Genomic DNA, 23891 nt, shown 5'->3' with positions numbered 1-23891 from the left:
AGGCCTGAAATAGTTCCCCCGGATGTTCGCCATCCCTAGACTCCCTGACGTCGTTCTCCCTGGACGGCAGGGGGATTCTCGGGGGACCTTAAGTGGGGCTGGAGTGCCGGAACTCGTACTGGAATTGAACGGAAGGACCTGGACGCTCGATCCGTCCAGGTCGTACTCGCTGGGGCGCGATCCCCAGGGAGACGTCGTGATCGATGACGCGCGCGTGTCCTGGCGGCACGCCACCATCAGCTGGAACGGCCGGGTTTGGGCCATCGAGGACCACGGCAGCACCAACGGCACCTACGTGCACGGCGCGCGGGTCCAGCAGACGGAACTCGTGCCCGGAACGCCGGTCCACCTGGGCAACGCGACGGACGGCCCGCGGCTGAATCCGAGCGCCGCCGTGGCGGCCCCGCAGCAGCAGCCGGCCTACCAGGCCCCGGTGGCGCAGGGTCAGGCCCCGGCGTTCCAGCCGCCGGCCCCGCAGCACCAGCAGCCGCAGCAGCCCGCCTGGGACCAGCAGCCCCAGGCCCACCATCAGCAGCAGCACCAGCAGCCGTTCGTGCCGCAGCAGCAGCACCAGGCCCCCCAGCAGTCCGCGGCCCCCGGCTACGCCGGCGACCACCGCAGCCCGACGACGTTCCACCAGATCGCCGTCGGCCGCGTCATGCGCATCGGCCGTGCCCTGGAGAACGAGCTCGTGGTCTCGGACCTCCAGGTCTCGCGCCACCACGCGGAGTTCCGTTCCACCAACGGCCGCTTCGAGATCCACGACCTCGGCAGCCACAACGGCACCTACGTCAACGGCCAGCCCCTGCCGAAGTCCGGCACCGCGCTGCTCGGCCCCTCCGACATCGTCGGCGTCGGCCACTCGACGTTCCGGATCGTCGGCGACCGCCTCGAGGAGTTCGTCGACACCGGTGACGTCTCCTTCTCGGCCCGCCACCTGACGGTCACGGTCGACGGCGGCAAGCAGATCCTCAAGGACGTCACCTTCGGCGTCCCGGAGAAGTCGCTCATCGGCGTCATCGGCCCCTCCGGCTCCGGCAAGTCCACGCTCCTGAAGGCGCTGACCGGCTACCGGCCCGCCGACCAGGGTGACGTCCTCTACGACAACCGCAACCTGTACAAGCAGTTCGCGGAGCTCCGCCAGCGCATCGGCCTGGTCCCGCAGGACGACATCCTGCACAAGGAGCTGAAGGTCTCCACCGCGCTGAAGTACGCGGCCAAGCTCCGCTTCCCCGGCGACACCGCCGAGGCCGAGCGCGCCGCCCGCATCGACGAGGTGCTGCGCGAGCTCAAGCTCGACGTCCACAAGGACAAGAAGATCACCTCGCTCTCGGGCGGCCAGCGCAAGCGCGTGTCCGTGGCCCTGGAGCTGCTGACCAAGCCGTCGCTGATCTTCCTGGACGAGCCGACCTCCGGCCTCGACCCGGGCATGGACCGCGACGTCATGCAGCTGCTGCGCAGGCTGGCCGACGGCGGCCGCACGGTCCTCGTCGTCACCCACTCCGTCGCCGAGCTGGCCCTCTGCGACAAGTTGCTGGTGATGGCCCCGGGCGGGTCCGTCGCCTACTTCGGCCCGCCGGACGAGGCGCTGAACTTCTTCGGCTACACCACCTGGGCCGATGTGTTCTCCGCCTTCGAGAACTACCGCGACTACGACTGGGCCGGCCGCTGGAAGGGCTCGCAGCACTACCAGCTGTACGCCGCCGACCTCGACGCGGTCGCCCCGCAGCAGGTCGCGATGCCGCCGCAGCAGATGATCCCGCCCAAGCCGCAGGCCTGGGGCTCGCAGCTGTGGACGCTGATCCGCCGCTACGTCTCGGTGATCGCCTCCGACAAGGGCTTCCTCGCCCTGATGGTGCTGCTGCCGGCGGTCCTGGGCATCGTGTCCACGGTGATCCCCGCGAAGTTCGGCCTGGCCCCGCCGACCCCGCCGTCCCGCTTCAACGGCGACGCCGGCACGATCACCCTGATCCTCGCGGTCGGCATGTGCTTCTCGGGCGCGGCCAACTCGGTCCGTGAGCTGATCAAGGAACGCGTCATCTACGAGCGGGAGCGCGCGACCGGCCTGTCCCGGTCGGCGTACCTCATGTCGAAGGTGATCGTCCTCAGTGTGATCACGGTCATCCAGGGCGCGATCATCTGCGCCATCGCCTTCACCCCGCGCAAGCTGCCGGCCGAGGGCCTGTTCATGAACCCGGCCGTCGAGCTCTGCGTCTCGGTCACCGCGCTCGGCATCACCGCGATGATGTTCGGCCTGGTGATCTCCTCGCTGGTGAAGACCGCCGAGAAGACCATGCCGCTGCTCGTGATGTTCGCGATCGTCCAGGTCGTCTTCACCGGCATCCTGTTCCAGCTGTACGACAAGGTCGGCCTGGAGCAGTTCGCCTACCTGATGCCCTCCCGCTGGGCCGTCGGCGCCGCCGGAACCACCCTGAACCTGGGCAAGCTCATGGCGCCGTGGGACCCGCAGAACCCCACCAACACCGACCCGCTGTGGGACCACACCACCGGCCAGTGGTTCGTGGACGTCATCGTCCTGCTGCTGCAGGGCGTGATCTGCGGCTTCGCGGTGGCGCGCCTGCTGCGCCGCCACGAGCCCGAGGTCATGCGCAAGTAGGAACCGCGCGGTGCCGCCAGGCACGCGAAACGCCTCAGGGCGGCACCCGGAGTCTTCCGGGGGCCGCCCTGAGGCGCATGGGGGGGCTGTGCGGGCGCGCAGCGGCCTAGTAGGCGCTGTTCACGTTGTCCATGGAGCCGTAGCGGTCGGCGGCGTAGTTGCACGCGGCGACGATGTTCGCGACCGGGTCGTAGAGGTCGAACTTGGTGCCCTTGACGTGGTACGTGTTGAAGGTCGGCTGGATGACCTGGAGCAGGCCCTTCGAGGGGATGCCGTTCTTCGCGTTGATGTCCCACAGGTTGATCGCGCGGGGGTTGCCGCTCGACTCGCGCATGATGTTGCGGTGGATGCCGGCGTAGGTGCCGGGGATGCCCTCGCGCTTCATGATGAAGAGGGCTTCCTTGATCCAGCCGTCCAGGTTGTTCGCGAACACCGGGGTGCGGGCGGCGGAGCGGCTGGCCGCCTCCTTGGCCTCGCGGTCCTTCTTCGCCTGCGCCTCGGCCTGGGCCTTCGCCGCGTCCTTGGCCTTCTGGTCCGCTACGGCGTGCTGGGCGCCGAGGTTCTGCTGGATCGACTGGGTCCACGCCACGGGAGCGGCGGCCACGGCCTCCTCCTGCGCGCCGGTACCGGCCGGGACGACGGAGAAGGCGAGCGCGGCGGCACCGAGGGTGGCGACACCGGCGATCGACAGCTTGTACGCCTTCGTCAGACGACTGTGACCGGGAGTGCTGGAAGCAGACATGGGCAACCTCTTCGAATAGCGGGGGCCGCAGGCAGGCGCCGGGAGATCCGGGATCCCTCGGCGCCTTGCGACGGCAGCCATTCTTAGCGGCGGCAAAATCCTGTGGCAAAGGTGTGACATACGATCCCGCTTAGTGGATCAGGGCCCCGCAGCGGTCCGGGACTTTGGTCCCGGACACCCGCCGCAGCAGCGCTGACAACGCCTTTACGCGCCCACTACGCGGCTTCGTAAGTGATGTGCGTCCTATGCCCGGGCTCACATCGAGCCCCCACCCGTCTCACTCAGAGTTGCAGCAGCAATGCCCTGTGTGACCGTCCTCCGCCTCAGGGAGGACCCGGCCCCGCCCCGGCCTTCTCCCCAGGGCAGACACACCACCCCCGCCCCCTCCCCGAGCCGTACGCCACCCGGCCCGAAGACCTACGACCAGCGCCCGATCCCGCAGGTCAGGGCCGCCGGTACGGTGACCCCATGGACAACGGACCCTGCACCGGGCTGGCGGCCGTCAGCACCGCCCTGCTCGCCATGAGCCGCCGGCTGGAGGTCCAGGACGTCCTGCGCACCATCGTCGTCTCGGCCCGCGAACTCCTCGACGCCGAGTACGCGGCCCTGGGCGTCCCCGACGACCACGGGGGCTTCGCCCAGTTCGTCGTCGACGGCATCACCGAGGACCAGTGGCGCCGCATCGGCCCCCTGCCCCGCCAGCACGGCATCCTCGCCGCGATGCTCCACCAGGACGCCCCCCAGCGCCTCGCCGACGTACGCCAGGACCCGCGCTTCGAGGGCTGGCCCGCCGCCCACCCCGACATGTCCGACTTCCTCGGCCTGCCCGTCCGCGACGGCGAGGAGACCCTCGGCGCCCTCTTCCTCGCCAACAAGAGGACGGCCCCCGGCCGCCCCAAGGGCTTCACCGACCAGGACGAGGAACTCCTCTCCCTCCTCGCCCAGCACGCCGCCATCGCCCTCACCAACGCCCGCCTCTACGAACGCAGCCGCGAGCTGACCATCGCCGAGGAGCGCTCCCGCCTCGCCCACGAGCTGCACGACGCCGTCAGCCAGAAGCTGTTCTCCCTGCGCCTGACCGCCCAGGCCGCCGCCACCCTCGTCGACCGCGACCCGGCCCGCGCCAAGGACGAGCTCCACCAGGTCGCCGCCCTCGCCGCCGAGGCCGCCGACGAACTGCGCGCCGCCGTGACCGAGCTGCGCCCCGCCGCGCTCGACGAGGACGGTCTCGTCGCCACCCTGCGCAACCACGTCCGCGTCCTCGACCGGGCCCACACCGCCCGCGTCACCTTCACCTGCGACGGCGTACGGGCCCTGCCCGCGGCCCAGGAGGAGGCACTGCTGCGCGTCGCCCAGGAAGCCCTCCACAACGCCCTGCGCCACTCCGGCGCCGACCGCGTCGACGTCACCCTCACCCGTACCCCCGGCGGCGGGGCGGTCCTGCGCGTACGCGACCGGGGCCGGGGCTTCTCCCCTCCCACCGTCCGCAAGGCCGGCCGCCACCTGGGACTGGTCTCCATGCGCGACCGCGCCGCCGGAGCCGGCGGCCGGCTGGAGGTCCGCTCCGAGCCCGGCGCGGGCACCACGATCGAAATGGAGGTCCCCGGTGGCTGAGACCCCCGGCCGCATCCGTGTCCTGCTCGTCGACGACCACCAGGTGGTCCGGCGCGGCCTGCGCACCTTCCTGGAGGTACAGGAGGACATCGAGGTCGTCGGCGAGGCCGCCGACGGCGCCGAGGGCACCGAGCGCGCCGAGGAGCTGCGGCCCGACGTCATCCTGATGGACGTCACCATGCCCGGCACCGACGGCATCGAAGCCCTGCGCCGGCTGCGCGACCTCGGCAACCCCGCCCGGGTCCTGATCGTCACCAGCTTCACCGAACAGCGGACCGTGGTCCCCGCCCTGCGGGCCGGCGCCGCCGGATACCTCTACAAGGACATCGACCCCGACGCCCTGGCCGGTGCCATCCGCTCCGTCCACGCCGGGCACGTCCTCCTCCAGCCCGAGGTCTCCGAGGCCCTGCTCGCCGCCCAGGACGACCAGGGCGCCCCCGCCGGGCGCCCCGGCTCCCTGACCGAGCGCGAACGCGAGGTCCTGGGCCTGATCGCCGACGGCCGCTCCAACCGGGAGATCGCCCGGGCCCTCGTCCTGTCCGAGAAGACCGTCAAGACGCACGTCTCGAACATCCTGATGAAGCTCGACCTCTCCGACCGCACCCAGGCCGCGCTGTGGGCCGTCCGGCACGGGATCACTCGGTAGGGCGCCGCCGGAGGCAGGTAATGGGCTGAGCTGAGATTCATACGGTCGGGTGTATGTAGCCCACATGGCGTATCCCATCGGGCGGGGGAGCGTTCTCCATGGCGTGCCGCGGCGGCTGGTCGCGGCAAACGCACTGGAGGACGAGAAGTGAAGAACTACAAGAAGGCCGCAGCCGTCACCATGATCGCGGGCGGCCTCATCGCCGCCGGCGCCGGTGTCTCCTCGGCGCACGGCGGTGCGTCCGCGGAGGGCGAGGCCCTGAACTCGCCCGGCGTGGTCTCCGGGAACCTGGCCCAGGTCCCCGTGAACGTCCCCGTGAACGTGGTCGGCAACACCGCCAACGTCATCGGCCTGCTCAACGGTGCCTGGGGCAACACGGGCGTCAACAACTGACCCCGTCACCCCTGACGAACCGAGGCCCCACTTCCCCCCTCTCCCCGGGAAGCGGGGCCTTCGCACGTCCAGGCCCGCCGGACCGGCCTACCGCCCACCCTCCAGCGGAGCGTTGTAGGCCGCCACCAGCGCCCGCCGGGCCACCCGCTCCACCGGCCGCAGCGCCTCCGCCCGCGCCGCCATCTCCGAGGCCGCCACCGCGCCCCCGTGCCCCCGCTCGTACGCCAGCGACACCAGCAGGTCCACCCGCTGCGCCAGCGCCAGCACCCGCACCGCCCGCGCCGGATACCCCGGAGCCAGCACCTCCCGGCCCGCCTCCGCCCGCGCCCGGTACGCCGACAGCGCCGCCTCGGCCACCGGACCCGAAGCCGCCACGTCCAGCCGCGTCAGCACCACCGTCGCCTCGCGCAGCGCCTCCGCCAGCTCCCGCTCCGCCTCACCCAGCGACGGCACGTCCGCCGGCGGGGCCTCCCGCACCGGCAGGCTCCGCCACACCACCGACACGTGCGCGTCCCCCGCCGGACCCACCTCCGTGACCTCCGGTACCAGCCCCAGCCCGGCCCCCACGCACACCACCGCCTCCTCGGCCTCCAGCGCCGCCGCGTTGAACTCCGGCGGGCCGCTGAGCCCCAGCGGATGCCCCGGCGCCGGCAGCGCCACCCGCAGCCCCGTCATCCCCAGCGTCCGCAGCCGCCCCAGCGCCAGCGTGAGCCCCACGGGACCCGCCTCACCCGGCAGCCCCGCCACCCGGTGCGAGGCGTCCTCGCCCACGATCGACGACGCGGCCTCGTCGGGCGAGACATGACCGGCCAGCAACGCGTTCCCCCAGGCGGCCAGCCGCCCTGAACGTGGTTCGAAAAGCATCCCCCCACTCTACGGATCGGGCCCCGGACCCGGCCTGGCGCCCGGACCCCTCCCCGAGTGGCGTAGGTTTTCCCCGGGGGTTTTCCCCTGGGGCTGCGCCTGCCGGCGCACAGAGAACCGTGACTGCAAGGGGTGACAACACGCTCATGAGCGATGTTCTGGAGCTGGTGGACGTATCCGTGGTCCGCGAGGGCCGGGCTCTGGTGGACCAGGTCTCCTGGTCGGTGAAGGAGGGGGAGCGCTGGGTCATCCTCGGCCCCAACGGCGCCGGCAAGACCACGCTGCTGAACCTCGCCTCCAGCTACCTCTTCCCCACCAAGGGCTCCGCCACCATCCTCGGCAGCACCCTGGGCAAGCCCGGCAGCGACGTCTTCGAGCTGCGCCCGCGCATCGGCGTCGCCGGTATCGCGCTCGCCGACAAGCTCCCCAAGCGGCAGACCGTCCTGCAGACCGTGCTCACCGCCGCCTACGGCATGACCGCGAGCTGGCAGGAGGAGTACGAGGAGATCGACGAGCAGCGCGCCCGCGCCTTCCTCGACCGCCTGGGCATGTCCGACTACCTCGACCGCACGTTCGGCACCCTCTCCGAGGGCGAGCGCAAGCGCACCCTGATCGCCCGCGCCCTGATGACCGACCCCGAACTCCTCCTGCTCGACGAGCCCGCCGCCGGCCTCGACCTCGGCGGCCGCGAGGACCTCGTCCGCCGCCTCGGCCGCCTGGCCCGCGACCCCATGGCCCCCTCCATGGTCATGGTCACGCACCACGTCGAGGAGATCGCCCCCGGCTTCACGCACGTCCTGATGATCAGGCAGGGCAAGGTCGTCACCGCCGGCCCCATCGAGCTGGAGCTGACCTCCCGCAACCTCTCCCTCTGCTTCGGGCTCCCGCTCGTCGTCGAGCGCAACGACCACGACCGCTGGACCGCCCAGGGCCTGCCCCTCCGTTAGCCCACCCGGCGCCCGGAGGACGCCGTCGCGCCCTGTCCGGCCGCGCCCACCCGACCTACCATGACCATGTGGACATCGACGCATGGGTGTGGTGGCTCATCGGCGCGGTCGGACTGGGCATCCCCCTCGTCCTGACCGCGATGCCGGAGTTCGGCATGTTCGCCGTCGGCGCCGTCGCCGCCTCCGTCACGGCGGCCCTCGGCGCCGGAGCGGTGAGCCAGGTCCTGGTCTTCGTCATCGTGTCGGTCGCACTGATCGCCGTCGTCCGGCCGATCGCCAACCGGCACCGCGACCAGCGGCCCCAACACCGCACCGGCATCGAGGCGTTGAAGGGCAGAACCGCCGTCGTCCTCGAACGGGTCGACGGCAGCGGCGGCCGCATCAAGCTGGCCGGCGAGATCTGGTCCGCCCGCACCCTGGACACGCACACCAGTTTCGAACCCGGCCAGTCCGTCGACGTCGTGGACATCGACGGAGCGACCGCGGTCGTCATGTGAGCAAGCAGCCCACCCGCGGCCCCGGGGTCTGCGAGACTCCGTTCAACGGGGCAGCACAGACAGCCGGAAGGGCACGGGGAACCGCATGCAACCGATCATCATCGTCCTGATCATCCTGGTGGTACTGGTCTTCATCGCCCTGGTCAAGACGATCCAGGTGATCCCGCAGGCCAGCGCAGCCATCGTCGAACGGTTCGGCCGCTACACCCGCACCCTCAACGCGGGCCTCAACATCGTCGTCCCGTTCATCGACTCCATCCGCAACCGGATCGACCTGCGCGAACAGGTCGTCCCCTTCCCGCCGCAGCCGGTCATCACCCAGGACAACCTGGTCGTCAACATCGACACCGTCATCTACTACCAGGTGACCGACGCCCGGGCCGCGACGTACGAAGTGGCCAGCTACATCCAGGCCATCGAACAGCTCACCGTCACCACGCTGCGCAACATCATCGGCGGCATGGACCTGGAACGCACCCTCACCTCCCGCGAGGAGATCAACGCCGCGCTGCGCGGGGTCCTCGACGAGGCCACCGGCAAGTGGGGCATCCGCGTCAACCGGGTCGAGCTCAAGGCCATCGAGCCGCCGACCTCCATCCAGGACTCGATGGAGAAGCAGATGCGCGCCGACCGCGACAAGCGCGCCGCCATCCTCCAGGCCGAGGGCGTCCGGCAGTCGGAGATCCTGCGCGCCGAGGGCGAGAAGCAGTCCTCCATCCTGCGCGCCGAGGGTGAGGCCAAGGCCGCCGCCCTCAAGGCCGAGGGCGAGGCCCAGGCCATCCGCACGGTCTTCGAGTCCATCCACGCCGGCGACGCCGACCAGAAGCTCCTCGCCTACCAGTACCTCCAGATGCTCCCGAAGATCGCCGAAGGCGACGCCAACAAGCTCTGGATCGTGCCCAGCGAGATCGGGGACGCGCTCAAGGGCCTCTCGGGCGCCATGGGCAACTTCGGCCCCCTGGGCGGCGGTTCGAGCGGCTTCAACCCGCAGGACCCCGGCAAGGGAGCCCCCGGGACCGGCAGCGCACCGGAGCGCCGGGAACAGCCCCCCATCGACTGACGCCGCCCTCCCCTTCGTGCATGATCAGTGAGGCCCCTCGACCTTCATGGCGGGGAGGCGACTCACTCACGCAAAGGGGATGGCTCCGTCCATGTCCATGTCCATCTGGGAATCCATCGCGGTCCTCGCCGCCGGAATCGGCGCCGGCACCATCAACACCATCGTCGGATCCGGCACCCTGATCACCTTCCCGGTGCTCCTCGCCACCGGCCTGCCCCCGGTGACCGCCAACGTCTCCAACACACTCGGCCTGGTCCCCGGCTCCCTCAGCGGAGCCTTCGGCTACCGCAAGGAGCTCCGGGGACAGCGCGGCCGCATCCTGCGGCTCGGCGCCGTCTCCCTCGTCGGCGGGCTCGCGGGCGCGATCCTGCTCCTGACCCTGCCGTCGGACTCCTTCGACACGATCGTGCCCGTCCTCATCGGCCTGGCCCTCGTCCTCGTCGTCCTCCAGCCGAAGCTCGCCGCCGCCCTGCGCCGCCGCCAGGAAGCCACCGGAGCCGACACCGCACACCCCGACGGCGGCCCCGCCCTGCTCACCGGCATGCTGCTCTCCAGCGCGTACGGGGGCTACTTCGGCGCCGCCCAGGGCGTCCTCTACCTCGGCCTGATGGGGCTGCTGCTCCACGAGGACCTGCAACGCATCAACGCCGTCAAGAACGTCGTGGCAGCCCTCGTCAACGGCATCGCCGCCGTCTTCTTCCTCTTCGTCGCCGAGTTCGACTGGACCGCCGTCCTCCTCATCGCCGTCGGCTCCACCATCGGCGGCCAGCTCGGCGCCAAGCTCGGCCGACGACTGCCCCCGACCGTCCTGCGCGGGGTCATCGTCACCGTCGGCGTCCTGGCCATAGTCCAGCTGCTGCTCCGCTGAGGGACGTAGCAGAAATACGCCGCCCCGCCCGCGGCACACAGGCGCGGACGGGGCGGAAGACACGGGAGGGGCGGGCGGGAATCAGGCCGAGCGGGCCAGCCAGTCGGGAAGGCCCTCCTGCCCGCCCACCCCCAGCGCCAGCAGCATCGCGTCCGCCGGAGACGGCACGAACGGCTTCCGCAGCAGCGGCATCCCCGCCTCCTCCGGAGTCCGGGCCGCCTTGCGGTGGTTGTCCTCGGCACAGGACGCCACCGTGTTCAGCCAGGTGTCCCCGCCCCCCTGAGCCCTCGGCAGCACATGGTCCACGGTCGTCGCGCGCTTCCCGCAGTACGCGCACCGGTGCTGGTCCCGTACCAGTACCCCCCGCCGCGACCAGGGAGCATGTCTTCGGAACGGCACCCGTACGTACCTGCACAATCGGATCACCCGGGGCATCGGCAGGTCCAGGGCGGCCGCACGCACACGCAGTTCGGGATGGGACTGTTCCACCACGGCCTTGTCCTGGAGCACCAGAACGACGGCCCGGTTCAGCGACACCGTCGACAGCGGCTCGAAGCTCGCGTTCAGCACCAGCGTGTCCCGCATCTCGCCCACCTCCCGTGTGCAGGCCCGCGACCACCCTGGCGGCAAGGCCCGCAACCACTCTGGCCGCGCGCGCCACGCGGGACAACGCAATAAAAATGCCCGGCCCCGGCCTCATTTAGACCAGGACCGGGCGAACGCCGGGAGAACGATCAGGCCGCCGGCGCCTCGTACTCACCGATCAGCTGCGCACGGCCGAGCGCGTGGAACCTCAGGTGGAAACCGACCGCCGCACACGACGCGTCCGCGTCCGGACCGAGCTTCTCCCGGTCCACCGCGTACACCGTGAACACGTACCGGTGCCGCTCCCCGGCCGGCGGGGCGGCACCGCCGAAGTCCTTCGTCCCGTAGTCGTTGCGCACGTGCACCGCACCGGCCGGCAACCCCTCGAACTTCCCGCTGCCCGCACCCGCCGGCAGCTCGGTCACCGAGGCCGGGATGTCGAAGAGCACCCAGTGCCAGAACCCGCTGCCCGTCGGCGCGTCCGGGTCGAAGCAGGTCACCGCGAAGCTCTTCGTCCCCTCCGGGAACCCCTCCCAGCGCAGCTGCGGGGAGACGTTCCCGCCCGACAGCACCTGCCCGTCACCCAGATCGGCACCCGGCGCGAGATCGGCACTGGTCACCGTGAAGGACGGCACCTCGGGGTGGAAGGCGTGGGGGAGAGGAGCCCTGTTCCGCTCGGTCATGGCTGTACTCCTTGATCGAAGAAGTCCTACGGCCCCGAGACTAGAACCAGTTGCGCTGCGAACCGACCGAGGCGATCCACTGGTTCAGGTATGCGGCCCAGTCGGTCCCCTCGTACGAGTGCAGACCCACCTGGAAGCAGCGGTAGGTGTCACTGCCCTCGCTGAACAGCCCCGGCTTCTTGTCCATCTCCAGCACGACGTCCATCTCGTGCCCGTCCGACACGAAGGTCAGCTCCACCTGGTTCAGACCCCGGTACTGCGACGGCGGCAGGAACTCGATCTCCTGGTAGAAGGGCAGCGTCTGGCGCGTCCCGCGGATGTGCCCGCGCTCCATGTCCGCGCTGCGGAAGCTGAAGCCCAGCTGCCGGAACGCGTCGAGGATCGCCTGCTGCGCCGGCACCGGGTGCACGTTGATCGGGTCCAGGTCACCCGCGTCCACCGCCCGGGCGATCTCCAGCTCCGTGCTCACCCCGATGTTCATCCCGTGCAGGGCGTGGCCCTCGAAGTGGGTGATCGGCGTCTCCGCCGGGATCTCCAGTGCGAACGGCACCACGTGCAGGGCGTTCGGCTGCACCTTGAAGGCACCGCCGAGGCGCTGCTTGGTGAAGACGATGTCCTGCTTGTACTCGTGGTCGCCGCCCTCCACCTCCACCCGCGCCTGGAGCCCCACCGAAAGCCCCTCGATCTGCTGCTCAACGGACCCGCCCTGGATCCGCACCTCGCCCTGGACGATCCCGCCGGGCACCACGTTCGGCTCGGTGATGATCGTGTCGACCGAAGCACCACCGGCACCCAGGCTCGCGAGCAGCTTCCTGAAACCCATGTCTGTCTCCCCTGATACGCATACGGATACGGAGCCGAGGGGGCGGTGACCGGACCGCACGGCCGACCGACCCCACCCCCTACCACTGCGGAACCTTAGGCCCCGGTTGCACGGGCGCGTGTTCCACTACCCTCGGCCGGATGAGCGCGCGCCCCGACCGTACGCCCCTGCCCCGGTCCTTCTTCGACCGCCCGGTCCTCACCGTGGCCCCCGACCTCCTCGGCCGGATCCTGGTCCGCCGCACCCCGGAGGGCCCGATGGAACTGCGCATCACGGAGGTGGAGGCGTACGAGGGGGAGGCCGACCCCGGCTCCCACGCCTACCGCGGCCGCACCGCCCGCAACGCCTCGATGTTCGGTCCGCCCGGACACGCGTACGTCTACTTCATCTACGGCATGTGGTTCAGCCTCAACCTCGTCTGCGGCCCGCCAGGTCACGCCAGCGGAGTGCTGGTGCGCGCCGGAGAGGTGACCGTGGGCGCCGACCTGGCCGCCAAACGTCGGATTACGGCCAGAAACCCGCGAGAACTGGCCAAGGGCCCGGCCCGCCTCGCCACGGCCCTGGACGTGGACCGCTCCCTCGACGGCGCCGACCTCTGCGCGGGCCCCGACTCCCCCCTCTCCCTCCTCACGGGCATCCCCACCCCTCCCGACCAGGTGGGCAACGGTCCGCGCACGGGAGTCGGCGGCGCCGGCGCGGCCCACCCGTACCGCTACTGGATCGCCGGCGACCCGACCGTCAGCCCGTACCGGGCCCACGCGCCGCGTCGGCGCGCAACTTGACTCGATCTTGGTGGACGCCTAACGTAGCCCGAGCCGCTGGAACGGGGCACTGCCATCGCAGTCCCCGCGGGAGCGGCCAACCCACTACCTACGACGTGCCCCTGGAGGGGTCGATTTCGGCGTGCCCGAATTCGAATCCGACGGCTCGATTATGAGTTGCAGGGAATAAGCGCTAAAGTGGTGGAACGCCGAAAGGGCAAGCGCGAAAGCGCAGGACCTGGAAAGCGAGCGAGAAAGACTCTGATAGAGTCTGAATCGCAAGAACGAAAGCCCGGAGGAAAGCCCGCGAGGGTGAGTACAAAGGAAGCGTCCGTTCCTTGAGAACTCAACAGCGTGCCAAAAATCAACGCCAGAAGTTGATACCCCGTCCACTTCGGTGGATGAGGTTCCTTTGAAAAAGACCTGTCGGGCCTTCGGGCACTGGCAGGCGACAAACACAGCGAGGACGTTGTGGTCAGTCGGTCTTATTCCGACCGTGACTGGCCCGCTCTTTCGTGCGTGTGCACCGGATTACCGGTAAACATTCATGGAGAGTTTGATCCTGGCTCAGGACGAACGCTGGCGGCGTGCTTAACACATGCAAGTCGAACGATGAACCTCCTTCGGGAGGGGATTAGTGGCGAACGGGTGAGTAACACGTGGGCAATCTGCCCTTCACTCTGGGACAAGCCCTGGAAACGGGGTCTAATACCGGATACGACTGCGGGAGGCATCTCCTGCGGTGGAAAGCTCCGGCGGTGAAGGATGAGCCCGCGGCCTATCAGCTTGTTGGTGGGGTAACGGCCCACCAAGGCGACGACGGGTAGCCGGCCTGAGAGGGCGACCGGCCACACTGGGACTGAGACACGGCCCAGACTCCTACGGGAGGCAGCAGTGGGGAATATTGCACAATGGGCGAAAGCCTGATGCAGCGACGCCGCGTGAGGGATGACGGCCTTCGGGTTGTAAACCTCTTTCAGCAGGGAAGAAGCGAAAGTGACGGTACCTGCAGAAGAAGCGCCGGCTAACTACGTGCCAGCAGCCGCGGTAATACGTAGGGCGCAAGCGTTGTCCGGAATTATTGGGCGTAAAGAGCTCGTAGGCGGCTTGTCACGTCGGATGTGAAAGCCCGAGGCTTAACCTCGGGTCTGCATTCGATACGGGCTAGCTAGAGTGTGGTAGGGGAGATCGGAATTCCTGGTGTAGCGGTGAAATGCGCAGATATCAGGAGGAACACCGGTGGCGAAGGCGGATCTCTGGGCCATTACTGACGCTGAGGAGCGAAAGCGTGGGGAGCGAACAGGATTAGATACCCTGGTAGTCCACGCCGTAAACGTTGGGAACTAGGTGTTGGCGACATTCCACGTCGTCGGTGCCGCAGCTAACGCATTAAGTTCCCCGCCTGGGGAGTACGGCCGCAAGGCTAAAACTCAAAGGAATTGACGGGGGCCCGCACAAGCGGCGGAGCATGTGGCTTAATTCGACGCAACGCGAAGAACCTTACCAAGGCTTGACATATACCGGAAAGCATTAGAGATAGTGCCCCCCTTGTGGTCGGTATACAGGTGGTGCATGGCTGTCGTCAGCTCGTGTCGTGAGATGTTGGGTTAAGTCCCGCAACGAGCGCAACCCTTGTCCTGTGTTGCCAGCATGCCCTTCGGGGTGATGGGGACTCACAGGAGACCGCCGGGGTCAACTCGGAGGAAGGTGGGGACGACGTCAAGTCATCATGCCCCTTATGTCTTGGGCTGCACACGTGCTACAATGGCCGGTACAATGAGCTGCGATACCGTGAGGTGGAGCGAATCTCAAAAAGCCGGTCTCAGTTCGGATTGGGGTCTGCAACTCGACCCCATGAAGTCGGAGTCGCTAGTAATCGCAGATCAGCATTGCTGCGGTGAATACGTTCCCGGGCCTTGTACACACCGCCCGTCACGTCACGAAAGTCGGTAACACCCGAAGCCGGTGGCCCAACCCTTGTGGAGGGAGCTGTCGAAGGTGGGACTGGCGATTGGGACGAAGTCGTAACAAGGTAGCCGTACCGGAAGGTGCGGCTGGATCACCTCCTTTCTAAGGAGCACAGTACCGATTGCAGGCAAATGTTCTGCACGGTCAGCTCATGGGTGGAACGTTGATTAGTTGGCACGGTCTTCTGGATGGATCACGAGTACTGCTTCGGCGTGGAAAGTGAGTCACTGAAAGAGATCGTGCTTGGCACGTTGTTGGGTCCTGAAGGCACGGCCGTCTGGTCAGTCTTCAGTGCCGGCCCCGGTAAAGCTCTGTTTCGGCAGGGTGTGACGGGTGGCTGGTCGTTATTTGAGAACTACACAGTGGACGCGAGCATCTGTGGCCAAGTTTTTAAGGGCGCACGGTGGATGCCTTGGCACCAGGAACCGATGAAGGACGTGAGAGGCCGCGATAGGCCCCGGGGAGCTGCCAACTGAGCTTTGATCCGGGGGTGTCCGAATGGGGAAACCCGGCAGTCGTCATGGGCTGTCACCCATGCCTGAACACATAGGGCATGTGGAGGGAACGAGGGGAAGTGAAACATCTCAGTACCCTCAGGAAGAGAAAACAACCGTGATTCCGGGAGTAGTGGCGAGCGAAACCGGATGAGGCCAAACCGTATGCGTGTGATACCCGGCAGGGGTTGCGCATGCGGGGTTGTGGGAATGAGCTTCAGTCGTCTGCCGGCGGCTGGGCGAGTCAGAAACCGTTGATGTAGTCGAAGGACATGCGAAAGGTCCGGCGTAGAGGGTAAGACCCCCGTAGACGAAACATCAGCGGCTTGCTTGCTCATCTCCCAAGTAGCACGGGGCCCGAGAAATCCCGTGTGAATCTGGCGGGACCACCCGCTAAGCCTAAATATTCCCTGGTGACCGATAGCGGATAGTACCGTGAGGGAATGGTGAAAAGTACCGCGGGAGCGGAGTGAAATAGTACCTGAAACCGTGTGCCTACAAGCCGTGGGAGCGTCGGGATCTTCGGATCCTCGTGACTGCGTGCCTTTTGAAGAATGAGCCTGCGAGTTAGCGGTGTGTAGCGAGGTTAACCCGTGTGGGGAAGCCGTAGCGAAAGCGAGTCCGAATAGGGCGATTGAGTTGCACGCTCTAGACCCGAAGCGGAGTGATCTAGCCATGGGCAGGTTGAAGCGGAGGTAAGACTTCGTGGAGGACCGAACCCACCAGGGTTGAAAACCTGGGGGATGACCTGTGGTTAGGGGTGAAAGGCCAATCAAACTCCGTGATAGCTGGTTCTCCCCGAAATGCATTTAGGTGCAGCGTCGTGTGTTTCTTGCCGGAGGTAGAGCACTGGATAGGCGATGGGCCCTACCGGGTTACTGACCTTAGCCAAACTCCGAATGCCGGTAAGTGAGAGCACGGCAGTGAGACTGTGGGGGATAAGCTCCATGGTCGAGAGGGAAACAGCCCAGAGCATCGACTAAGGCCCCTAAGCGTACGCTAAGTGGGAAAGGATGTGGAGTCGCAGAGACAACCAGGAGGTTGGCTTAGAAGCAGCCACCCTTGAAAGAGTGCGTAATAGCTCACTGGTCAAGTGATTCCGCGCCGACAATGTAGCGGGGCTCAAGCGTACCGCCGAAGTCGTGTCATTGCAGCAATAGGGCCAACGCCTGCTGTGATGGGTAGGGGAGCGTCGTGTGCCGGGTGAAGCAGCAGCGGAAGCTAGTTGTGGACGGTTCACGAGTGAGAATGCAGGCATGAGTAGCGATACACACGTGAGAAACGTGTGCGCCGATTGACTAAGGGTTCCTGGGTCAAGCTGATCTGCCCAGGGTAAGTCGGGACCTAAGGCGAGGCCGACAGGCGTAGTCGATGGACAACCGGTTGATATTCCGGTACCCGCTTTGAAACGCCCAATATCGAATCCTCTGATGCTAAGGCCGTGAAGCCGTTCCGGACCCTTCGGGGAAAGGAAAGTGGTGGAGCCGCCGGCCCAAGGTGGTAGTAGGTAAGCGATGGGGTGACGCAGGAAGGTAGTCCAGCCCGGGCGGTGGTTGTCCCGGGGTAAGGGTGTAGGCCGAGGGGTAGGCAAATCCGTTCCTCATATAAGGCTGAGACCTGATGCCGAGCCGATTGTGGTGAAGTGGATGATCCTATGCTGTCGAGAAAAGCCTCTAGCGAGTTTCATGGCGGCCCGTACCCTAAACCGACTCAGGTGGTCAGGTAGAGAATACCGAGGCGTTCGGGTGAACTATGGTTAAGGAACTCGGCAAAATGCCCCCGTAACTTCGGGAGAAGGGGGGCCATTCCTGGTGATGAGACTTGCTCTCTGAGCTGGGGGTGGCCGCAGAGACCAGCGAGAAGCGACTGTTTACTAAAAACACAGGTCCGTGCGAAGCCGTAAGGCGATGTATACGGACTGACGCCTGCCCGGTGCTGGAACGTTAAGGGGACCGGTTAGTGACCTTTCGGGGTTGCGAAGCTGAGAACTTAAGCGCCAGTAAACGGCGGTGGTAACTATAACCATCCTAAGGTAGCGAAATTCCTTGTCGGGTAAGTTCCGACCTGCACGAATGGCGTAACGACTTCTCGACTGTCTCAACCATAGGCCCGGTGAAATTGCACTACGAGTAAAGATGCTCGTTTCGCGCAGCAGGACGGAAAGACCCCGGGACCTTTACTACAGTTTGATATTGGTGTTCGGTTCGGCTTGTGTAGGATAGGTGGGAGACTTTGAAGCAGCCACGCCAGTGGTTGTGGAGTCGCCGTTGAAATACCACTCTGGTCGTGCTGGATGTCTAACCTCGGTCCGTGATCCGGATCAGGGACAGTGTCTGATGGGTAGTTTAACTGGGGCGGTTGCCTCCCAAAGGGTAACGGAGGCGCCCAAAGGTTCCCTCAGCCTGGTTGGCAATCAGGTGTTGAGTGTAAGTGCACAAGGGAGCTTGACTGTGAGACCGACGGGTCGAGCAGGGACGAAAGTCGGGACTAGTGATCCGGCGGTGGCTTGTGGAAGCGCCGTCGCTCAACGGATAAAAGGTACCCCGGGGATAACAGGCTGATCTTCCCCAAGAGTCCATATCGACGGGATGGTTTGGCACCTCGATGTCGGCTCGTCGCATCCTGGGGCTGGAGTCGGTCCCAAGGGTTGGGCTGTTCGCCCATTAAAGCGGTACGCGAGCTGGGTTTAGAACGTCGTGAGACAGTTCGGTCCCTATCCGCTGTGCGCGTAGGAATATTGAGAAGGGCTGTCCCTAGTACGAGAGGACCGGGACGGACGAACCTCTGGTGTGCCAGTTGTCCTGCCAAGGGCATGGCTGGTTGGCTACGTTCGGGAGGGATAACCGCTGAAAGCATCTAAGCGGGAAGCCTGCTTCAAGATGAGTATTCCCACCTCCTTGAGAGGGTAAGGCTCCCAGTAGACGACTGGGTTGATAGGCCAGATGTGGAAGCCCGGTAACGGGTGGAGCTGACTGGTACTAATAGGCCGAGGGCTTGTCCTCAGTTGCTCGCGTCCACTGTGTTAGTTCTGAAGTAACGAACAGTTGCTGGTTTCTAGAGCTGGAACACAACTACAAAGTGTGCTTGTTCGCTCGAAACCGATAGGGTTTCGGTGGTCATAGCGTTAGGGAAACGCCCGGTTACATTCCGAACCCGGAAGCTAAGCCTTTCAGCGCCGATGGTACTGCAGGGGGGACCCTGTGGGAGAGTAGGACGCCGCCGAACAATCTTTCAAAGGACCCTTGGTCCTCAGCGTTCACGCTGAGGACCAAGGGTCCTTTTTGTTTTTACACCTCTTTACGCCGAAGCGCGGCCATGGGCTGGTTGCGCGAGAATGACAGCGGTACCCCGAAGACAGGAGTCACACCCATGTCCAACTCTCCCGACGATCGTCCGGAGCGCGAGCCTCGTCGCAACGACGGCGGTGACAGGGGCGGCTACCGCGGGGGCCGTGACGACCGAGGCGGTGACCGTGGTGGCTTCCGCCGCGACGACCGCGGTGGTCGCCCCGCCGGTGGCGGCTTCCGCCGTGACGACCGTGGCGGACGTCCGGCCGGCGGTGGCTTCCGTGGCCGTGACGACCGCGGCGGCGACCGTCCGTCGTACCCCCGCCGTGATGACGAGCGTGGTGGTTTCCGTGGCGGTCGCGATGACCGTGGTGGGGACCGTCCGTCGTACCCGCGTCGTGATGACCGCGGTGGCGACCGTCCCTCTTACCCGCGTCGTGATGACGAGCGTGGTGGTTTCCGTGGCGGTCGTGACGACCGTGGCGGCGACCGCCCGTCCTTCCGTCGTGACGACCGGGGCGGCGACCGTCCGTTCTCGCCGCGTCGTGACGACGACCGTGGTGGTTTCCGTGGCGGTCGTGACGACCGTGGTGGGGACCGTCCGTCGTACCCGCGTCGTGATGACCGTGGGGACCGTCCCTCTTACCCGCGTCGTGATGACGAGCGTGGTGGTTTCCGTGGCGGTCGTGACGACCGTGGCGGCGACCGCCCGTCGTACCCGCGTCGTGACGACCGCGGTGGCGACCGTCCGTCCTACCCGCGTCGTGATGACGAGCGTGGTGGTTTCCGTGGCGGTCGTGACGACCGCGGTGGGGACCGTCCGTCCTACCCCCGTCGTGATGACGAGCGCGGTGGTTTCCGTGGTGGCGACCGTCCCTCCTTCCGTCGTGACGACCGGGGTGGCGAGCGTCCCTCCTTCCGTCGTGATGACCGTGGGGACCGTCCTTCCTACCCGCGTCGTGACGATGAGCGCGGTGGTTTCCGTGGCGGTCGTGACGACCGTGGTGGCGACCGTCCGTCGTACCCGCGTCGTGACGACCGCGGTGGCGACCGTCCCTCGTACCCCCGTCGTGATGACGAGCGGGGTGGGTTCCGTGGTGGCGACCGTCCCTCCTTCCGCCGTGACGAGCGGGGCGGCGACCGTCCGTTCTCGCCGCGTCGGGACGACGACCGTGGCGGGCGTCCTTCCTACCCGCGTCGTGATGACGAGCGTGGCGGTTTCCGTGGCGGCCGTGACGACCGCGGTGGCGACCGTCCGGCCTACGGGCGTCGTGACGACCGTGGTGGGGACCGTCCCTCGTACGGCCGCCGTGACGACCGGGGTGACCGTCCGTCCTACCCGCGTCGTGACGACCGGGGCGGCGAGCGTGGTGGCTACCGTGGTGGCCGCGATGACCGCGGTGGTTTCCGTGGCGGTCGCGAGGAGCGGGGCGGCCGTGAGTTCCGTGCCGACCGCGACCGGGACCCGGTCAAGCGGCTTCCGATCGACGACGACGTCACCGGCAACGAGATCGACGCCGATGTGCGCCAGGAGCTCCTGAGCCTGCCCAAGGGTCTGGCCGAGGAGGTCTCGCGCAACCTCGTCATGGTGGCCCGGCTGATCGACGACGACCCCGAGCAGGCGTACGCGTACTCCCGCATCGCCCTGCGTCTGGCCTCCCGCGTCGCCGCCGTGCGCGAGGCCGCCGGCTTCGCCGCGTACGCCACGCAGAAGTACAGCGAGGCCCTTGCCGAGTTCCGTGCCGCCAAGCGGATGACCGGCTCCGTCGAGCTGTGGCCCGTCATGGCCGACTGCGAGCGCGGCCTCGGCCGTCCCGAGCGGGCGCTGGCCATGGCCGGCGAGCCCGAGGTGCAGAAGCTGGACAAGGCCGGCCAGGTGGAGATGCGTCTCGTCGCCGCCGGAGCCCGCCGGGACATGGGCGAGCTCGACGCCGCCATCGTGACCCTGCAGAGCCCGGAGCTGGCCTCCAACAGCGTCCAGCCGTGGACCGCGCGCCTGCGGTACGCCTACGCCGACGCCCTCCTGGCCGCCGGCCGTGAGGACGAGGCGCGCGAGTGGTTCGCCAAGACCCTCGAGGCCGACAAGGACGGCGCGACGGACGCCTCCGACCGCCTGGCCGAGATCGACGGCGTGGAGTTCGTGGACGCCGCCTCGCTGGAGGAGGAAGAGGACGCGGACGCGGACCTGGACGACCTCGGTGACGAGGACGACGAGGACGAGGACGCGGCCGAGGTGGCCGCCGCCGAGCGGGCCGGCGACCAGACCGAGTACTACGACGAGGACGACGAGGAGTACGAGCCCGTCGACGACGCCGGTGCCGACGTGGACCTCACCGACGAGATCGTGGTCGTCGAGGACGACCAGCGCGAGGCCCGCGACAAGGCCTGACCTGGCCTGATGCCGACAAAGGGCGGCACCCCCCCGGGGGGTGCCGCCCTTTCGCATGTCCGGCGAGGCGGCCCTCGTCAGCCCAGCCTGCGCAGGACCAGGCCGGTGGCCGGCTTGGGGCCGAAGGACGTGGACTTGCGGGGCATCGTCACGCCCTGGCGGGCCAGGTCGCGGACGACCTCCTCGCGGACCGGGTGCAGCAGCACGGCCGTGCCGCCGTGGCGCTCGGCCATCGCGACCGTGGCCGCCGCGTCGTGGATGTACGCGATGTGGTCCGGGGCGTCCGGCACCTGCCACAGGGCGTCCAGCAGGGAGGCGTGCAGCACCGTGGCGTCCAGCCGGCGCCATGCCTCCGGGCGGTCGCGGCGGACGGTGCGCTCCAGCAGGGCCGGATCCGGGTCGGTGACCAGGTGGAAGGTGCCGTCGCCGGTGAGGAGGAAGGCGTTGCCGCGCTCCGAGGCGTCCGCGAGGGCTTCCAGGGCCAGCGGGAGCGGGCCGTCGACCGGGCGGATCCGGAAGGAGCCCTCGGCCTTGGCCAGGGCCTCGGAGAGGGGCAGGCGGCGCAGCATCCGGTGGATGGCGCGGACCTGGAGCGGATAGCGGGCGGTGTCCACCAGGAGCACGAGGCCGAAGTCCCAGGGGGTCGGTGAGCCGTGCTCCTCCTGGAGGCGCAGGTAGGTCGCCCAGCGGTGGTGGCCGTCGGCGATGAGGGCCTGGCGGTGGGCCAGGTCGGCGGTGACGACGTCCAGCTCGGCGGGGTCGGTGACGGCCCACAGGCTGTGGCGGAAGCCGTCCTCGGTGACCGTCGACAGCAGGGGCTCGCGGGCCGCGGTGGCCTCGACGACGGCGTCCGCGCCGGCGCCCGGGCCGTCGCCGCGGTAGGTGAGGAGGAGGGGTTCGAGATTGGCCGAAGTCGCGCGCATCAGGCCCGCGCGGTCGGTGACCACGTCCGGCATCACGTCCTCGTGTGGCAGGACGATGCCGTCCGCGGCCGTGGACAGGGCGAGGGCGCCGATGACGCCGCGCTGCAGCAGGCCGGCCCTGCGCTGCTCGTAGACGTAGAGCGCGGGCTGCGGGTCGGCGCTGAGGACCCCCAGGGCGAGCCAGTCGCTCAGGGTGCGGGCGGCCTGCTCGTTGCGGGCGGCCGGGGTGCCGGCCTGCGGCAGGATGAGCCGGACGATGTTGTGCGGGTCGGCGGATTCGAGGTAGTCGACTCCGTCGGGGCGTACGACCACGTCGTACGGCGGCGAGGTGACCGCCGCGAGGCTGCCGACGCGCTCCGGGACGTAACGCAGTCCGTTGAAGGGGGTCAGGCGCAGCCCGTGCTCCGCGTTGCCAGGTGTGGTCATTGGTGCATGGTAAGACCCGTCTCGCGATCCGGGATGGCCGGGGGAGTGACGGGGTAGTGCAAACTCGGACAAGATCGATCGTGCGCAGTGAAGCACCGCAAGTGTCCCGAGCGTTTTGAGAACGGTTATTGAGGAGCGGCCAGATGACCCGGCAGAGCAGGACCAGTCCCGCGGGCAGTGAGCGGAGTCTGCACCAGGCGTACGACACGGCCCTGCTGGACCTGGACGGGGTGGTGTACGCGGGCGGGCACGCCATCGCGCACGCGGTGGAGTCCCTGGCCGCGGCCCGGGCCGGCGGGATGCACCTGGCGTACGTCACCAACAACGCGCTGCGGACGCCGGAGGCGGTCGCGGAGCACCTGTGCGAGCTGGGGATCCCGACCGAGGCGGGCGAGGTGATCACCTCGGCGCAGGCGGTGGCCCGGCTGATCGCGGAGCAGGTGGAGCCGGGGTCGAAGGTGCTGGTGATCGGTGGGGAGGGGCTGCGGGTCGCGCTGCGCGAGCGCGGGCTGGTGGCCGTGGACTCCGCCGACGAGGAGGGGCTCGCGGCGGTGGTCCAGGGCTACGGCGGGCCGGGCCTGGAGTGGGGGCGCTTCGCGGAGGCCGCGTACGCGGTCAACCGCGGGGTGCCCTGGTACGCGTCCAACACGGACCTGACGATCCCGGGGGCGCGCGGTATCGCACCGGGCAACGGGGCCGCCGTGGAGGTCGTGCGGATCGCCACGGGCGCGGAGCCGCAGGTGGCGGGCAAGCCGCTGCCGCCGATGCACCGGGAGACCGTGCTGCGGACGGGCGCGGAGCGGCCCCTGGTGGTCGGGGACCGGCTGGACACCGATATCGAGGGCGCGTTCAACGGGGACGTGGACTCCCTGCTGGTGCTGACCGGGGTCACGGACGCCGAGCAGCTGCTGCGGGCCGAGCCCCGGCACCGGCCCACGTACGTGGACCGGGACCTGCGCGGGCTGCTGACCGGGCAGCCGGAGGTAGCGGAGCGGGACGGGGCCTGGCGGTGCGGCGGCTGGGGCGCGGTCCACGCGGGTACGCACCTGGAGCTGACCCGCGCCGGGGGCGGGGAGGCCGATCCGCTCGACGGGCTGCGGGCGCTGTGTGCGGCGGCCTGGTCGGCGGCCGGGGACGGGGCCTACCGCGACGACGTGGAGAAGGCGCTGGGGGCGCTCGGGTTGTGAGCGGGGGCGCTCGGCCGTACGGGGGATCATTCGCGGCGGAGGGTAGGCTAACCTAACTTGCGTGTTGGCTGAGAGTCCCCCCGAAACCGAGCCCGGCGCACCCGCGCCCGCGCCTGC

The 23891-nt window shown here is 68.2% G+C and carries 18 protein-coding genes and 3 rRNA genes; 15 read left to right on the top strand and 6 right to left on the bottom strand.

The genetic code is table 11. The features are described 5' to 3' along the window. The first annotated feature begins 22 nt into the window (after positions 1 to 22). Positions 23 to 2617: an FHA domain-containing protein gene (locus BX286_RS09630; RefSeq protein WP_398898344.1), complete on the top strand. Its 2595-nt coding sequence runs from the start codon at positions 23 to 25 to the stop codon at positions 2615 to 2617. Positions 2618 to 2723: 106 nt separating this feature from the next. Here BX286_RS09630 and BX286_RS09625 read toward each other — a convergent pair whose 3' ends face one another. Continuing rightward, positions 2724 to 3359: a transglycosylase SLT domain-containing protein gene (locus BX286_RS09625; RefSeq protein WP_079425549.1), complete on the bottom strand. Its 636-nt coding sequence runs from the start codon at positions 3357 to 3359 to the stop codon at positions 2724 to 2726. Between the two features lie 468 nt (positions 3360 to 3827). Between BX286_RS09625 and BX286_RS09620 the strand changes: the two genes are divergently transcribed. The 3 genes from BX286_RS09620 to BX286_RS09610 all read left to right on the top strand — a co-directional run bounded on the left by BX286_RS09620 (position 3828) and on the right by BX286_RS09610 (position 6012). Then, positions 3828 to 4973 carry a GAF domain-containing sensor histidine kinase gene (locus tag BX286_RS09620; RefSeq protein WP_079425547.1) on the top strand — a complete coding sequence of 382 codons (1146 nt, stop codon included), beginning with the start codon at positions 3828 to 3830 and terminating at the stop codon, positions 4971 to 4973. After that, positions 4966 to 5619: a response regulator transcription factor gene (locus BX286_RS09615; protein WP_121014854.1), complete on the top strand. Its 654-nt coding sequence runs from the start codon at positions 4966 to 4968 to the stop codon at positions 5617 to 5619. Before BX286_RS09620 ends, BX286_RS09615 begins: the two co-directional genes overlap by 8 nt. A 147-nt stretch (positions 5620 to 5766) precedes the next feature. Then, positions 5767 to 6012: a chaplin gene (locus tag BX286_RS09610; RefSeq protein WP_079425544.1), complete on the top strand. Its 246-nt coding sequence runs from the start codon at positions 5767 to 5769 to the stop codon at positions 6010 to 6012. Between the two features lie 87 nt (positions 6013 to 6099). Here BX286_RS09610 and BX286_RS09605 read toward each other — a convergent pair whose 3' ends face one another. After that, a complete protein-coding gene (locus tag BX286_RS09605) occupies positions 6100 to 6876 on the bottom strand; it encodes a hypothetical protein (RefSeq protein ID WP_079425542.1) in 777 nt (258 codons plus the stop codon). A 146-nt stretch (positions 6877 to 7022) separates the two neighbouring features. Here BX286_RS09605 and BX286_RS09600 point away from each other — a divergent pair, with 146 nt between their 5' ends. From BX286_RS09600 to BX286_RS09585, 4 genes are all read left to right on the top strand, one after another. Beyond that, the gene (locus BX286_RS09600) at positions 7023 to 7823 is read left to right on the top strand and encodes an ABC transporter ATP-binding protein (protein ID WP_121014853.1); all 801 of its coding nucleotides are present in this window, start codon (positions 7023 to 7025) and stop codon (positions 7821 to 7823) included. Positions 7824 to 7891: 68 nt separating this feature from the next. Next, a complete protein-coding gene (locus tag BX286_RS09595; RefSeq protein WP_079425538.1) occupies positions 7892 to 8320 on the top strand; it encodes an NfeD family protein in 429 nt (142 codons plus the stop codon). Between the two features lie 85 nt (positions 8321 to 8405). Next, on the top strand, positions 8406 to 9380 hold the full coding sequence (locus tag BX286_RS09590) for an SPFH domain-containing protein (protein WP_079425536.1): 975 nt from the start codon (positions 8406 to 8408) through the stop codon (positions 9378 to 9380). 97 nt (positions 9381 to 9477) lie between these two features. Further along, a complete protein-coding gene (locus BX286_RS09585) occupies positions 9478 to 10248 on the top strand; it encodes a sulfite exporter TauE/SafE family protein (RefSeq protein WP_121017606.1) in 771 nt (256 codons plus the stop codon). 81 nt (positions 10249 to 10329) lie between these two features. Here BX286_RS09585 and BX286_RS09580 read toward each other — a convergent pair whose 3' ends face one another. The 3 genes from BX286_RS09580 to BX286_RS09570 form a co-directional block, all read right to left on the bottom strand. Then, a complete protein-coding gene (locus BX286_RS09580; RefSeq protein WP_079425535.1) occupies positions 10330 to 10833 on the bottom strand; it encodes an HNH endonuclease in 504 nt (167 codons plus the stop codon). A 149-nt stretch (positions 10834 to 10982) separates the two neighbouring features. Next, a complete protein-coding gene (locus BX286_RS09575; protein WP_079425533.1) occupies positions 10983 to 11516 on the bottom strand; it encodes a YbhB/YbcL family Raf kinase inhibitor-like protein in 534 nt (177 codons plus the stop codon). 40 nt (positions 11517 to 11556) lie between these two features. Next, positions 11557 to 12339 carry a sporulation protein gene (locus BX286_RS09570; protein WP_079425531.1) on the bottom strand — a complete coding sequence of 261 codons (783 nt, stop codon included), beginning with the start codon at positions 12337 to 12339 and terminating at the stop codon, positions 11557 to 11559. A 140-nt stretch (positions 12340 to 12479) separates the two neighbouring features. On the opposite strand from BX286_RS09570, the gene BX286_RS09565 reads away from it, so the two are divergent. The 6 genes from BX286_RS09565 to BX286_RS09535 all read left to right on the top strand — a co-directional run bounded on the left by BX286_RS09565 (position 12480) and on the right by BX286_RS09535 (position 21238). After that, positions 12480 to 13121, top strand: coding sequence for a DNA-3-methyladenine glycosylase (locus BX286_RS09565; protein WP_121014852.1), 642 nt, complete (start codon positions 12480 to 12482; stop codon positions 13119 to 13121). A gap of 523 nt (positions 13122 to 13644) precedes the next feature. Continuing rightward, a 16S ribosomal RNA gene (locus BX286_RS09555) occupies positions 13645 to 15170 on the top strand. 278 nt (positions 15171 to 15448) lie between these two features. After that, a 23S ribosomal RNA gene (locus BX286_RS09550) occupies positions 15449 to 18564 on the top strand. Positions 18565 to 18670: 106 nt separating this feature from the next. Next, a 5S ribosomal RNA gene (rrf, locus tag BX286_RS09545) occupies positions 18671 to 18787 on the top strand. The 16S, 23S and 5S rRNA genes sit together here, the layout of an rRNA operon. Before the next feature lie 226 nt (positions 18788 to 19013). Next, complete coding sequence (locus BX286_RS36485) at positions 19014 to 20390, top strand: hypothetical protein (protein WP_187344113.1); 1377 nt, start codon at positions 19014 to 19016, stop codon at positions 20388 to 20390. Further along, a complete protein-coding gene (locus BX286_RS09535; RefSeq protein ID WP_199848335.1) occupies positions 20372 to 21238 on the top strand; it encodes a tetratricopeptide repeat protein in 867 nt (288 codons plus the stop codon). Before BX286_RS36485 ends, BX286_RS09535 begins: the two co-directional genes overlap by 19 nt. A gap of 77 nt (positions 21239 to 21315) precedes the next feature. Here BX286_RS09535 and BX286_RS09530 read toward each other — a convergent pair whose 3' ends face one another. Beyond that, on the bottom strand, positions 21316 to 22587 hold the full coding sequence (locus BX286_RS09530; RefSeq protein ID WP_121014850.1) for a DUF1015 family protein: 1272 nt from the start codon (positions 22585 to 22587) through the stop codon (positions 21316 to 21318). A 143-nt stretch (positions 22588 to 22730) separates the two neighbouring features. Between BX286_RS09530 and BX286_RS09525 the strand changes: the two genes are divergently transcribed. Continuing rightward, on the top strand, positions 22731 to 23774 hold the full coding sequence (locus BX286_RS09525; RefSeq protein WP_121014849.1) for an HAD-IIA family hydrolase: 1044 nt from the start codon (positions 22731 to 22733) through the stop codon (positions 23772 to 23774). Positions 23775 to 23891: the final 117 nt, after the last annotated feature.

Source organism: Streptomyces sp. 3211.6, assembly GCF_003634815.1.
GTDB lineage: Bacteria > Actinomycetota > Actinomycetes > Streptomycetales > Streptomycetaceae > Streptomyces > Streptomyces katrae_A.
Note: the sequence above shows the minus strand (reverse complement) of the source record. Positions and strands in the feature narration are given on the sequence as shown.